This is a genomic window from Pseudoxanthomonas sp. LARHCG66 (assembly GCF_052871755.1).
Map to the genome: position 1 here is coordinate 186,161 of NZ_JBIXJW010000006.1, position 12,403 is coordinate 198,563.

Here is a 12,403-nt window from a genome sequence, read left to right on the forward strand (position 1 = left end):
GGTTCCTCAGGCGCGCGCTTGGCTGGCATCGGGCGGCAGGATCGGCTGCGGTGCAGTGGACCTGGCCGCCTGGAAGGTCTTCCAGGTGTTCCAGGCCATCAGCAGCATGCCGACGAATACCAGCAGGCCGCCGCCCAGGCGGACCAGGTAGTAGGGATACGTGGCGTTCAGCGCTTCGACGAAGCTGTAGGTCAGCGTGCCGTCGGCGTTGGTGGCGCGCCACATCAGGCCCTGCATCACGCCGGCGATCCACATCGAGGCGATGTAGAACACCACGCCCAGCGTGTGCAGCCAGAAGTGCGTGTCGATGGCCTTGATGGAGAACATCTGTTCGCGGCCCAGCAGCTTGGGCAGCATCGCGTACACCGAGCCGATGGTGATCATCGCCACCCAGCCCAGGGCACCGGCATGCACGTGCCCGATGGTCCAGTCGGTGTAGTGGCTCAGCGAATTGACCGTCTTGATCGACATCATCGGACCTTCGAAGGTCGACATCATGTAGAACGAGAGCGAGACGATCAGGAACTTCAGGATCGGGTCGGTGCGCAGCTTGTGCCACACGCCCGACAGCGTCATCACGCCGTTGATGGCGCCGCCCCAGCTGGGCGCCAGCAGGATCAGCGAGAACACCATGCCCAGGCTCTGCGCCCAGTCCGGCAGCGCGGTGTAGTGGAGGTGGTGCGGACCGGCCCACATGTAGATGGCGATCAGCGCCCAGAAGTGCACGATCGACAGGCGGTACGAGTAGACCGGGCGGCCGGCCTGCTTCGGCACGAAGTAGTACATCATTCCCAGGAAGCCGGCGGTCAGGAAGAAGCCCACCGCGTTGTGGCCGTACCACCACTGCACCATCGCATCGACCGCGCCGCTGTACACCGGATAGGAGTGCAGCAGGCCGCTGGGCAGCGCCAGGCTGTTGACGATGTGCAGCAGCGCCACCGCGATGATGTAGGCGCCGAAGAACCAGTTGGCCACGTAGATGTGCTTGACCGCGCGCTTGGCGATGGTGCCGAAGAACAGCACGGCGTAGGACACCCAGACCACCGCGATCAGCACGTCGATCGGCCAGATCAGCTCGGCGTACTCCTTGCCCTGGGTCAGGCCCAGCGGCAGCGAGACGGCGGCGGCCACGATGACCAGCTGCCAGCCCCAGAACACGAACGCGGCCAGCTTGTCGGAGAGCAGCCGCACGTGGCTGGTCCGCTGCACCACATGCAGGCTGGTGGCGAACAGGGCGCAGCCACCGAACGCGAAGATCACCGCGTTGGTGTGCAGCGGGCGCAGGCGTCCGTAGCTCAGCCACGGCAGATCGAAATTCAGCGCCGGCCAGTACAGCTGGGCCGCGATCAGCACCCCCACCAGCATCCCCACGATGCCCCAGACCACGGTCATCACCGTGAACTGGCGCACCACCTTGTCGTTGTAAGTCCCCTGGACGCCTTGCATGCGGCCTCTCCTATTCTGGTACGGTGGATTCTCGGGCCCATTCAGCCGGGCCGCATTGATCAGGATCAACCCCTTCCCGACAGCCGGTCGGCTGCGGGGCGCGCAGGATGCCGCAGGGCCGCGCGAAGGGGGGTGCGACAGATGGTCGCCCCCGTTCGCGACAGGCGGCGTCTAGAATCCACCACGGACACCCGGGAGCCGCATCGCCATGCCGGACATGACCGTCGTCGAACTGTCCCGTCTGCAATTCGCGCTGACGGCGATGTACCACTTCCTGTTCGTGCCGCTGACGCTGGGGCTGTCCTTCATGATCGCGATCATGGAGAGCGTCTACGTGATGACCGGGCGCGACATCTGGCGCCGGATGACGATGTTCTGGGGCACGCTGTTCGGCATCAACTTCGCCATGGGCGTGGCCACCGGCATCGTGATGGAGTTCCAGTTCGGCATGAACTGGTCCTACTACAGCCACTACGTGGGCGACATCTTCGGCGCGCCGCTGGCCATCGAAGGGCTGATGGCGTTCTTCCTGGAAGCGACCTTCATCGGCCTGTTCTTCTTCGGCTGGGACAAACTGTCGCGCGTGAAGCACCTGATGGTGACCTGGCTGGTGGCGCTGGGCACCAACTTCTCGGCGCTGTGGATCCTGATCGCCAACGGCTGGATGCAGTACCCGGTGGGCGCCGAATTCAATCCCGTCACCATGCGGATGGAAGTCACCGACTTCGCGGCGGTGCTGTTCAACCCGGTGGCGCAGGCGAAGTTCGTGCACACCGTCAGCGCGGGGTACGTGCTGGGCGCGGTGTTCGTGATGTCGATCAGCGCGTTCTACCTGTTGCGGGGACGCCATGCGGACCTGGCCAAGCGCTCGATGGCGGTGGCGGCCAGCTTCGGCCTGGCCGCGGCCCTGTCGGTGGTGGTGCTGGGCGACGAGAGCGGTTACGTGGCCGGCGAGAACCAGAAGATGAAGCTGGCGGCCATCGAGGCGATGTGGGAGACCGAGCCGGCGCCGGCGGGATTCACTGCTTTCGCGATTCCCGACCAGGAGGCGCGCGCCAACCGTTATGCCGTGCACATCCCGTGGGTGATGGGCCTGATCGGCACGCGCTCGTTCAATACCGAAATTCCGGGCATCGGGGAGCTGGTCGAACGCGCCGAGGGCCGCATCCGCAACGGACAACTGGCCTACGCGGCGCTGCAGCAGCTGCGCGCCAATCGCGAGGATGTGCAGGCGAAGGCGGTGTTCGACCAGCACTGGCGCGACATGGGCTATGCGCTGCTGCTGAAGCGCTACCGCGAGGATATCGGCAGCGCCACTGACGCGGAGATCACGCGCGCCGCCGCCGACACCATCCCGCGCGTGGCGCCGCTGTTCTGGAGTTTCCGCCTAATGGCGGGCATCGGTTTCTACTTCATCGCGTTCTTCGCGCTGGCGTTCTGGCTGGCGACGGTGCAGAAGCTCGACAAGTACCCGTGGTTCCTGAAGCTGGCGCTCTACAGCCTGCCGCTGCCCTGGCTGGCGATCGAAGCCGGCTGGCTGATCGCCGAATACGGACGGCAGCCGTGGGCCATCGATGGCGTGCTGCCGACGTTCATGGCCGCCTCGGGACTGCAACTGCACCAGGTCGTCATCTCGCTCACCGGTTTCGTGCTGGTCTACACCACGCTGGCGGTCATCGACGTGTACCTGTTGCGCAAGGTGATCCTGAAAGGCCCGGATGACGTGCCCGGCGGCGAACGGCGACCCGACCAGGCAGGCACGCCGCTGGCACCCGCGTCCACGACCGTGGCCTGACAGGAGGACGACATGGACACGATTCCCCTCGACTACGCGACCCTGCGCCTGATCTGGTGGTTGCTGCTGGGCATCCTGCTGATCGGCTTCGCCGTGATGGACGGCTTCGACCTGGGCATCGGCACGCTGTTGCCGGCGGTGGCGCGTACCGATGCCGAGCGCCGGTTGGTGCTGAACGTGGTGGGCCCGGTGTGGGAAGGCAACCAGGTGTGGCTGATCCTGGGCGGTGGCGCGATCTTCGCGGCATTCCCGGCGCTGTATGCAGTCAGCTTCTCGGGCTTCTACCTGGCGATGTTCCTGATCCTGTTCGCACTGATCCTGCGGCCGGTCGGCTTCAAGTTCCGCAGCAAAGTCGAAGACGCGCGCTGGCGGGCGGTGTGGGACTGGGCGCTGTTCGTCGGCGGCTTCGTGCCCGCGCTGGTGTTCGGCGTGGCGATGGGCAACGTGCTGCTGGGCGTGCCCTTCCATTTCGACGACACGCTGCGCATCCATTACAGCGGCGGCTTCTTCGCGCTGCTGTCGCCGTTCGCGGTGCTGTGCGGCCTGGTCAGCGTCGCCATGCTGGTGGCCCATGGCGCCAGCATGCTGGTGCTCAAGACCGACGGGCCGGTGGCGCTGCGTGCGCGGCGCCTCGGATCGCTGGCGGCGGTGGCGACGGCGGTGTTGTTCGTGCTGGCCGGCGTGTGGGTGGCGAAGGGCGTGGACGGTTACGCCGTGGTCGGGGCCGCCGTGACCGATGCCGCGTCCAATCCGCTGTTCAAGCAGGTGACCAGCGCGCGCGGCGGCTGGATGGCGAACTACCAGGCCATGCCGTGGACCTGGATCTTCCCCGTGCTGGGCGTCACGGGCGCGCTGGCCGCCGCGCTGCTGTTGCGCGCGGGCCGCGGCATGGCGGCGTTCCTCGCCTCGGCGCTCGCCATCGCCGGCATCATCCTGACCGAAGGCCTGGCGGTGTTCCCGTTCCTGCTGCCGTCCTCCACCCATCCCGCGTCGAGCCTGACAGTGTGGGATGCGTCTTCCAGCCACCTCACGCTGTTCGTGATGCTGGTGGCCACCTGCGTGTTCCTGCCCCTGGTCCTCCTGTACACCGCCTGGGTGTACCGCGTGCTGCGCGGCAAGGTGAGTCCTGAAAGCCTGGAACAGAACCACAACGCCTACTGAGGAACGACCATGTGGTACTTCTCCTGGATACTCGGCGTCAGCCTCGCGGCCAGCTTCGCCATCCTCAATGGCATGTGGTACGAGATGCGCGAGAACGATCGCGCCAACGCGGCCGGCGACGCGACGTGACGCGCCTCAGGCGAGCGCGCGGTAGCGGAAGTCGCTGAACTCGACTGCGCCCGTGCCGGCGCTGTAGAGCGCCAGCCGGAGACTGAGGAACCCGCCGAACACGTTGTGGTGGAGGCCGGAGACTTCCATCCGCGTGTCCAGCCGCTTCCACGTGCGGCCACCGTCGTGCGAGTGGTGCCAGGTGACCACGTGGTGGTCGTGGGTCAGGCGGATGCGTACGCGCCGTGTCGGCATCGACTGTCGCGCCCAGGTCTGTTCCTCGGCGTACTGGAACACGCGCAGCCCGGCGGGCGTGAAGCCGAGCCCGACGAAGGCCTTCGGGTTGTAGAACAGCAGCAGGCCACCTTCGCCTTCGCCCACCAAGGTCAGCGTGACCTCGGCCTGGTAGGCGCGGTCGCCGACGATGCAGGCCAGCGGGCTGCCATCGGCAGGCGAAGTGCCGGCGCCGGCGAGGCGGAGCGCTTGCGTCCCGTAGCGGATGCGCTGCATCTCGTCAGGCCGCGGCGCGTGGAAGGCCCATTGCGTGCCGAGCCGGTCTGTCGAGAAATCATCGGACAGCGCGACACCGGCAATGCCTACTTTGCCACCCCGTGGAGCAAGCAACGGTTTCGATAGATCCCCGCCACGCGCATGGAACCAGCCGTCTTCCGTCCACTCGATCGGCTCCAGCAGCGTCTGCCGCCCGAGCGTGCGGTACCCATTCTCGTACCCGTGGTAGACCATCCAGCTGTCGCCGGCAGGGCCTTCGACCAGCGTCGCGTGTCCGCGCGACCACCAGGGTTCGGAAGCGTCCCGGGTCCGTATCAGCGGATTGTGCGGGCAGTGTTCCCATGGGCCGTGGATCGAACGCGAACGTGCGGCGATCACCATGTGGCCGGTCACCGGGCCGGCGGTGCCGCCGACGGCGGTGACCAGATAGAACCAGTCGCCGCGGCGCGTCAGCTTGGGGCCTTCCGGCGCGAAGTTCTCGGTGATCCAGTCGTCCGGATAACGCCACGGGCTGTACGCATGCTCCAGCGCCCCGTCGGTCGCCAGGCCATCGTCGGTGAGCCGCACCTTGCGGATGCCGTTGACGAACAGATACCGCCGACCGTCCTCGCCGACTGCGTGGCCGGGATCGATGCAGCCATCGATGTGCAGGTCGACCGGTTCGCTCCAGGGGCCACGGATGTCGTCGGCCCAGATGACGTGGATCTTCCACGTCCCGCCTTTCGCCAGGGAAGGCAGGTAGATGAAATAGCGGTCGCCGTGCTTGCAGAGATCGACGGCCCAGACCGTGCCGACCGGCGTGCGCAATGCGGGTCCGAGCGGCGCCCAGTTGACCAGGTCGGTCGAATGCCAGATCACCAGGCCGGGATAGGCATCGAACGACGAGAACGTCATGTAGTAAACGTCGCCGTCCCTGAGGATCGTGGGATCGGGGCGGTCGCCCGCGACGACGGGATTGAGGTAGGTGCCGTCGCCGAGATCGGCCTTGCGCTGGCCCTCGATGCCGGTGGCGTGCGGTGGCAGCGGTGCCGCGCATGTGTCCGCCGCACTGGCACGCGAGGACAGCGGCCAGGCGACCAGTCCCGCGAGCCCAGCCTTGAACAACCCGCGACGCGAGGTACCCGACATGCGAACTCCCGTGATGGCGTGGTCAGCGACGGACGGCGTAGGGTCCGAAGGTGTTGCCGATGAAGCCGCCTGCGGTCTCCACGCTCAGCAGGCTCGCATCCAGGCCGGAGGCGACGGACCTCCACTCGCCTGGAGCCAACGCGTAATCGGCATCCAGGCGCGGTCCGTCGAGGCGGAAGCGCAGCGTGATCGGCATGGCGTTCGCATCCAGCGGGATGCGCGCCACCCGTTCGCCTTCCTTCGCGCCATCGCGGCTGCTGCGCCGGTACAGCGACACCGCCAGGCCGCGCGCGTCGCGTTCGACACCGAGCACGTAGTGACCGTATTCGTTCTGCAGCAGGGCGAGTCCCGCCAACTCGCCTGGCGACGGGTCGAACGAGGCGATCGTCGTTTCCAGCGTGGCATGGTGGTGCTGAAGGCGGTGCGCGACATAGGACGGTTGGCCGGGGGTGGCGCCGAATCCGCCGAGCGGCATCGTGCCGGGCGAGAGTGCCAGGCCCTGTGCACCGGTCGTGTACCACCTCGTCCTCGGCGGGTGCAGCGTCATCCACGACAGCGGCAGCGCCGGCGCGTCGAAGCGCTCCGTCCATGCGATCGGCCCACTGGTCGGCAGCGGCTGCGGATTGCGCGGCAGGTCCGGGCGCTTCACGACCATCGGCACGCGTTCGCCGCGCGGCAGGATCACCGGCCAGCCGTCCTTCCACGTGACCGGCAGCAGGAAGGTCTCGCGGCCCAGGTTGTACTGGTTGCCACGGTACGGACGCGTGGCAAGGAAGACCGCCCACCACGCGCCGTCCTTGAGCTGCACGAACTGCGCGTGGCCGGTGGATGTCACCGGATCGATGCGCGTCGGGTCGAGATCGCGCTGGGTCAGCGACGGATTGCCCGGGAACGCTTCGTACGGCCCCGTCAGCTTGCGGCTGCGCCAGATCATCTGCGCGTGCTGCTCGCCGGTGCCGCCCTCGGCGGCGGTCAGGTAGTACCAGCCGTCGTGCTTGAAGATGTGCGGCCCTTCGACGTGCTCGGGATTCGTCGACGGGTCCGCGCCGCCATCCACCAACAGGATGCGCCCGCCCACGCGTTCGCGCTTGTCGAAGTCGAAGCGCTGCAGCCAGACCGCGCGGTGGCCGTCATAGCGCAGCGTTCCATCGGGCACGTCGTTGTGCACCACCCACGCGCTGCCATCGTCATCGAAGAACAGCGAAGGGTCGATGCCGCTCACCCCGAGCCAGATCGGGTCCGACCACGGGCCGGCCGGATGCCTGGCCGTGACCACGAAGTTGCCGCGGTCGCAGTAGAAGCAGGTGTTGGCCACGTAGAACGTGCCGTCGCGGTGGGCGAGGGTGGCCGCGAACAGGCCGCGCGTCAGTTCTTCCTTATCGCCGTAGTGGATCTGGTCCGGGCGATGGATCGCGTTGCCGATCTGCGTCCACGACACCAGGTCGGTGCTGTGGAAGACCGGCAGGCCGGGGAAATAGCCGAAGGTCGAGGTGACGAGATAGAAGTCGTCGCCGACGCGGATGGCGGACGGGTCCGGATAGAAGCCGGCGACCACCGGGTTGCGGAACTGCGTGGCGTCGACGGGCGGGCCACCGTCGTCGCCGGCATAGCGCACCTCGCGGAAGACGGCGTCACCCGCCCATGCGGACGCCATCGAAAGAGTGCCCATCAACACCAGTGCGCAACGCGTCAGCATCGTCTGCCTCCTCATGTGGTGGCGGCACTCGTGCGCCGTGACCACAGCGCATGCAGGCCGCGCGCGGCCAGGTCTTCGGGGTGTCGCTGCACACCGACGCCCAGCGCGGTCAGCGCGTGTGCGTACGAGCCCAGCAGCCGGTCGTTGCCGATCAGGTGCACCTGTGCGGGACGCGGCGCATGCGAGAACAGGCCCGACGCGCGCAGCTCATGGCCGATCAGCAGGCCGGACAGGTACGACGGCAGCGCCGGTTCGGCGAACTGCTGGAACAGGCCGGTGGTGCGTACGCCGAACAGATGGTGCAGCAGGCCACCCGCATCCGCGCTGCGCTTGAGACCGGCGTCGAACGCATAGCCATCGAAGCGCACGTCGCCGACGGGCATCAGCCGTCCCAGGATGCTGTGCTGGCGCAGAACCGCATAGAGCTCGCCGGTCATCGCGGTCGCGATCCGCTGCACCCTGCCGTCGCGCACCGTGACCCATTTGCTGTGCGTCCCGGGCAGGCAGACCAGGTGCGTGCCGCCCGGCAGCACGTCCAGCAATGCCGCCAGTTGCGTCTCTTCGCCGCGCATCACGTCGGGCACGGTGTCGGAATCGTTGTCGCGCAATCCCGGCACCAGCCACAGCGCCCGGTCGTCGAAGCCCGGAGGCTGGAAGCGCTGCATGCCCAGCGCCAGCGCATGGTTGCCGGCGGGGCACGGCAGGTAGGGCATTTCGTGCCAGCCGCCGCGACCGCCGACCATCCCGCACAGCAGGACGTCGGTGTCGTCCCAGCCTGCGATCTCCTGCGCCAGCACGTCGCCGAAACGGCCATCGCAGGCCATCACGCCGTGGTCGCTGCGACGGCGCTCGCGGACCTGGCCGTCGTCGGCCATGCGGTACAGGCGCAGCGTGCTGGTGCCCCAGTCGACGGCGATCATGGCAGTCGCACCCGGTCTTCCGCACGCGCGAGCGGACGCGCGATGCGATGGGAGAACACGCCGCCCGACAGGGGATGCGCGGCCAGTGCGGCGGCATCCAGCCCGACGCGGGCGCTGGTGATGTAGAGCGTGTCGTCGTGCAGCACGCAGCACGAAGGCTGCGGCGCGGGGACCGCCACGATGCAGTCGGTGCGGCCGTCGGGCAGGTAGCGCACCACGCGACCGGCTCCCCACTGCGCGTTCCACAGCGCGCCTTCGGCATCCACGATGGCGCCATCCGGCTCCGCGCCGGGCGTGTCGAGTTCGACGAACACGGCGATGTCCGACACCGTTGCCGTCGCCGCGTCATAGCGGCACTGCAGGATGCGTGGCGCCACCGAGTCGCAGAAATACATGCGCGTGCCGCTTGCATCGAAGCAGATCGAATTCGGGATGGCGGCGCGCGGCAGCGCGAGCTCGCGCAGGCCGTGGGCGGCGGTGTACTGATGGAACCGGCCGGCGGGGCGCAGGTCGGCGTGTTCGCTCTTGGTGCCGAACACGAAGCCGCCATGCCGGTCGGCGCGGCCATCGTTGATGCGTGTCATCGGGTCGTCCGCTTCGACGTCCACGAGCTTCGCCAGCGGCAGGTCGCGCGCGACCAGGTGCGCTTCCACGTCGCTGGCATACAACCCGTTGGCCAGGCCCAGCAGCAGGCGTCCGTCTTCGCCCAGCGCCAGGCAGCCGAGCGGGGCAGGCAGCGACCAGGTGTGGGTGTGGCCGGTGGCGGGGTCGTGCCGCCACAGTTCGGCGGCGAGGATATCGGTCCAGTACAGCACCCGGCGGCGTTCGCACCACAGGATGCCTTCGCCCAGTGCGCAGCGGCTGTCGACGGCCAGGGTCGCCAGCGCCGTCGTCACGGCGTCACCACTCGGCCACGCTGCCATCGGCGTGCCGCCACAGCGGATTGCGCCAGCGCGGCGGCTGCCGGCTCGCTTCGACCAGGCGGGCTTCGTCGATCTCCACGCCCAGGCCCGGTTTTGGCAATGCGGCGATGCTGCCGGTGCCATCGCACCGGAAGTCGTCCTTGTTGAGGACGTAGTCCAGCAGGTCGGCGCCTGCGTTGTAGTGGATGCCGATGCTCTGCTCCTGGAGCATCGCGTTGTGCGACACGAAGTCCACCTGCAGGCAGGCCGCCAGCGCCACCGGGCCCAGCGGACAATGCGGCGCCAGCGCCACGTCGTGCGCTTCGGCCATCGCCGCGATCTTCACGCACTCGGTGATGCCGCCGGCGTGCGACAGGTCGGGCTGCAGGATCGCCAGCCCACCGGCGGCGAGCACCGGCTTGAACTCGGCGCGCGAGTACATGCGTTCGCCGGCCGCAAGCGGAATGGAGGTGGCATCGGACAGCGGCCGGTAGTATTCCCACTGTTCGGGCAGTACGGGCTCTTCGACGAACAACGGTTTGAACGGCGCCAGTTCGCGCAGCAGCACGCGCGCCATCGGCGCACTGACGCGGCCGTGGAAGTCGATGCCGAAGTCCACGCGATCGCCCATCGCCTCGCGGATCGCCGCGACCTTGGCCACCGCGGCGTCGATCGCGCGCGGGCTGTCGATCAGCTTCAGTTCTTCGGTGCCGTTGAACTTGAACGTGTCGAACCCGAGCGACTGGTACCGCTGCATCTGCGCGACGATGTCGGAAGGACGGTCGCCACCGACCCAGCGGTAGGTCTTCATGCGGTCACGCACCAGGCCGCCGAGCAACTGGTACACGGGCACGCCAAGCGCCTTGCCCTTGATGTCCCACAGCGCCTGGTCGATGCCCGCGATGGCGCTCATCAGGATCGCGCCGCCCCGGTAGAAGCCGCCGCGATACAGCACCTGCCAGAGGTCGTTGATGCGCGCCGGATCCTGGCCAACCAGATAGTCGGACAGTTCGTGCACCGCCGCTTCCACCGCGTGCGCGCGACCTTCGATGACCGGCTCGCCCCAGCCGGTGATGCCTTCGTCGGTTTCCACCTTGAGGAACAGCCAGCGCGGTGCGGCATGGTAGGTGCTGAGGCGGACGATCTTCATGCGGCGTGGTCCAGGTAGGCCTGCCGGAAACGCCGCGCGTGTTCGCGCGTGCGCTCGACCGGTTGGCCGGGCTTGTAAAGTTCGCCGCCGATGCCGGCGCCCTGACAGCCGGCTGAGAGGTAGCCGGAGAGGGTGTCGGGCGTGACGCCACCGACGGCGAATAGGGGGACGGGTGGCAGCACGCTGCGCAGGGCGCGCACCAGCGCCGGTCCGTGTACGGAAGCCGGGAAAAGCTTGAGCATCTGCGCGCCGGCATCGAGTGCGTCGAAGGCTTCGCTCGCGGTGGCGAAGCCGGCCGCCACCTGCAGGCCGTGCTCCACCGCGTGGCGGATGACCGCCGGACGCGTGTTCGGCGTCACCATCAAGCGGCCGCCGGCCGCCACCAGCGCATCGGCGGACGCCGGGGTCAGCACGGTGCCGGCGCCGATCATCGCGCGCTGGCCGAAGGCATCCACGGCGATGCGTACGCTGTGCTCCCAGTCCGGCGAGTTGGTCGGTATCTCGATCGCATCGTAGCCTTCCTCCACCAGCACGCCGACATGCGCAGGCACCTCGGCGGGCGTGATGCCGCGCAGGATCGCGATCAGCGGCAGGGCGAAAGGGAGGGGAGGGCTGTCCATGCGCTCAGTCGTGGTAGACCTGCGAACGGCCACCATCGATGGCAATGTCGGTGGCGTTGATGAAGCGGGCTTCATCGCTGGCGAGGAACAACGCGGTATAGGCCACTTCCTCCGGCGTGCCGATGCGTTGCGGCGGCAGCAGCGCAGTCTGTTTCTCGCGCGTGCCGGGCTCGCGTTCGAACCAGGCTTCGATGCGCGGCACCAGGATCAGGCCGGGCGAAATCGAATTCACCCGGATGCCGCGCGCGGCGTACTCGATGCCGAGCGAACGGGTCAGGCCGATCAGGCCGTGCTTGGCCACCGGATACGGGAAGCAGCCGGCGATGATCTTGTGCCCGTGTACCGAGGCGATGTTGACGATGGATCCGGCGCCCTGCGCCAGCATGGCCGGCAGCACCGCACGGCACAGGTGCCATGCGCCCTTGAGGTTCAGCGCGAAGCAGCGTTCCCAGTCTTCGTCCGACAGCGACAGCGGCTCGGAGAACACGTCGGCGCCGGCGTTGTTCACCAGCGCATCGATGCGGCCATGCCGCTCGCGCACGGACTGCACGACGGCATCGACCGCGGCGGCATCCGTGATGTCGGCGAGGTGGTGGGTGACGCCCGCGTCGGTGGAGGTCACCGGTTGTCGATCGAGCCCGATGACGGTGGCGCCTTCGCGGGCGAACAGGCGCGCGGTCGCCGCGCCGATGCCGCTGGCGGCGCCGGTGACGATGGCGATCTTGCCGGACAGCCGGGTGCTCACGGGCGCGCACCTGCGGGTGGCATGGACGCGACGATGGCGCCGGCACGCGAGGTGCCGTCGGACTGCGATGTCGCCATGGGGCCCTCCTCCCGGCGTTGATCGGATGCGGGATCACCGTGCGGCGGGCCTGTGCCGGCCGTCCGTGGGTGCCCCCGTTGCGGACGGCCCGATGTCCCGGCCAGCCCGCCCTTGAAGCGTGGCATAGCCTCGCGTGGGCATCTA

General features: G+C 68.2%; 11 protein-coding genes. 3 read left to right on the plus strand and 8 right to left on the minus strand.

The window, feature by feature from the left end; all coding sequences use genetic code 11:
- Positions 1–6: 6 nt before the first annotated feature.
- Positions 7–1,446, minus strand: coding sequence for a cytochrome-c oxidase, cbb3-type subunit I (ccoN, locus tag ACIPRS_RS16980; protein ID WP_192202965.1), 1,440 nt, complete (start codon positions 1,444–1,446; stop codon positions 7–9).
- A gap of 208 nt (positions 1,447–1,654) precedes the next feature.
- Here ccoN and ACIPRS_RS16985 point away from each other — a divergent pair, with 208 nt between their 5' ends.
- From ACIPRS_RS16985 to cydX, 3 genes are read left to right on the plus strand one after another with little or no spacing between them, the layout of a single operon-like run.
- A complete protein-coding gene (locus ACIPRS_RS16985; protein WP_446539394.1) occupies positions 1,655–3,241 on the plus strand; it encodes a cytochrome ubiquinol oxidase subunit I in 1,587 nt (528 codons plus the stop codon).
- A gap of 12 nt (positions 3,242–3,253) precedes the next feature.
- Positions 3,254–4,402 carry a cytochrome d ubiquinol oxidase subunit II gene (gene cydB / locus ACIPRS_RS16990; RefSeq protein ID WP_446539395.1) on the plus strand — a complete coding sequence of 383 codons (1,149 nt, stop codon included), beginning with the start codon at positions 3,254–3,256 and terminating at the stop codon, positions 4,400–4,402.
- A gap of 9 nt (positions 4,403–4,411) precedes the next feature.
- Positions 4,412–4,531, plus strand: a complete 120-nt coding sequence (gene cydX, locus ACIPRS_RS16995; protein WP_298125812.1) for a cytochrome bd-I oxidase subunit CydX — start codon at positions 4,412–4,414, stop codon at positions 4,529–4,531.
- Between the two features lie 6 nt (positions 4,532–4,537).
- Here the strand turns inward: cydX and ACIPRS_RS17000 are convergent, their stop codons facing one another.
- The 7 genes from ACIPRS_RS17000 to ACIPRS_RS17030 are packed head-to-tail and all read right to left on the minus strand — an operon-like array spanning position 4,538 to position 12,181.
- Positions 4,538–6,148: a family 43 glycosylhydrolase gene (locus ACIPRS_RS17000; protein ID WP_446539396.1), complete on the minus strand. Its 1,611-nt coding sequence runs from the start codon at positions 6,146–6,148 to the stop codon at positions 4,538–4,540.
- Between the two features lie 22 nt (positions 6,149–6,170).
- On the minus strand, positions 6,171–7,844 hold the full coding sequence (locus ACIPRS_RS17005; RefSeq protein ID WP_446539397.1) for a glycoside hydrolase family 43 protein: 1,674 nt from the start codon (positions 7,842–7,844) through the stop codon (positions 6,171–6,173).
- Between the two features lie 11 nt (positions 7,845–7,855).
- Positions 7,856–8,764, minus strand: coding sequence for a 2-dehydro-3-deoxygalactonokinase (locus ACIPRS_RS17010; RefSeq protein WP_446539398.1), 909 nt, complete (start codon positions 8,762–8,764; stop codon positions 7,856–7,858).
- Positions 8,761–9,687 carry an SMP-30/gluconolactonase/LRE family protein gene (locus tag ACIPRS_RS17015; protein ID WP_446539399.1) on the minus strand — a complete coding sequence of 309 codons (927 nt, stop codon included), beginning with the start codon at positions 9,685–9,687 and terminating at the stop codon, positions 8,761–8,763. The genes ACIPRS_RS17010 and ACIPRS_RS17015 overlap by 4 nt, the downstream gene beginning before the upstream one ends.
- Positions 9,665–10,816, minus strand: coding sequence for a galactonate dehydratase (gene dgoD, locus ACIPRS_RS17020; RefSeq protein ID WP_337732555.1), 1,152 nt, complete (start codon positions 10,814–10,816; stop codon positions 9,665–9,667). Before dgoD ends, ACIPRS_RS17015 begins: the two co-directional genes overlap by 23 nt.
- A complete protein-coding gene (locus ACIPRS_RS17025) occupies positions 10,813–11,436 on the minus strand; it encodes a 2-dehydro-3-deoxy-6-phosphogalactonate aldolase (RefSeq protein WP_446539400.1) in 624 nt (207 codons plus the stop codon). Before ACIPRS_RS17025 ends, dgoD begins: the two co-directional genes overlap by 4 nt.
- Positions 11,437–11,440: 4 nt before the next feature.
- Positions 11,441–12,181, minus strand: coding sequence for an SDR family oxidoreductase (locus ACIPRS_RS17030; protein ID WP_446539401.1), 741 nt, complete (start codon positions 12,179–12,181; stop codon positions 11,441–11,443).
- Positions 12,182–12,403 lie beyond the last annotated feature (222 nt).

What these genes read in the sequence shown, in the direction of transcription:
- ACIPRS_RS17005 (WP_446539397.1), bottom strand. Translation starts at nt 7,844, where the DNA reads ATGCTGACGCGTTGCGCACTGGTGTTGATGGGCACTCTTTCGATGGCG.
- ACIPRS_RS17015 (WP_446539399.1), bottom strand. Translation starts at nt 9,687, where the DNA reads ATGGCAGCGTGGCCGAGTGGTGACGCCGTGACGACGGCGCTGGCGACC.
- ACIPRS_RS16985 (WP_446539394.1), top strand. Translation starts at nt 1,655, where the DNA reads ATGCCGGACATGACCGTCGTCGAACTGTCCCGTCTGCAATTCGCGCTG.
- dgoD (WP_337732555.1), bottom strand. Translation starts at nt 10,816, where the DNA reads ATGAAGATCGTCCGCCTCAGCACCTACCATGCCGCACCGCGCTGGCTG.
- cydX (WP_298125812.1), top strand. Translation starts at nt 4,412, where the DNA reads ATGTGGTACTTCTCCTGGATACTCGGCGTCAGCCTCGCGGCCAGCTTC.
- ccoN (WP_192202965.1), bottom strand. Translation starts at nt 1,446, where the DNA reads ATGCAAGGCGTCCAGGGGACTTACAACGACAAGGTGGTGCGCCAGTTC.
- ACIPRS_RS17010 (WP_446539398.1), bottom strand. Translation starts at nt 8,764, where the DNA reads ATGATCGCCGTCGACTGGGGCACCAGCACGCTGCGCCTGTACCGCATG.
- cydB (WP_446539395.1), top strand. Translation starts at nt 3,254, where the DNA reads ATGGACACGATTCCCCTCGACTACGCGACCCTGCGCCTGATCTGGTGG.
- ACIPRS_RS17025 (WP_446539400.1), bottom strand. Translation starts at nt 11,436, where the DNA reads ATGGACAGCCCTCCCCTCCCTTTCGCCCTGCCGCTGATCGCGATCCTG.
- ACIPRS_RS17000 (WP_446539396.1), bottom strand. Translation starts at nt 6,148, where the DNA reads ATGTCGGGTACCTCGCGTCGCGGGTTGTTCAAGGCTGGGCTCGCGGGA.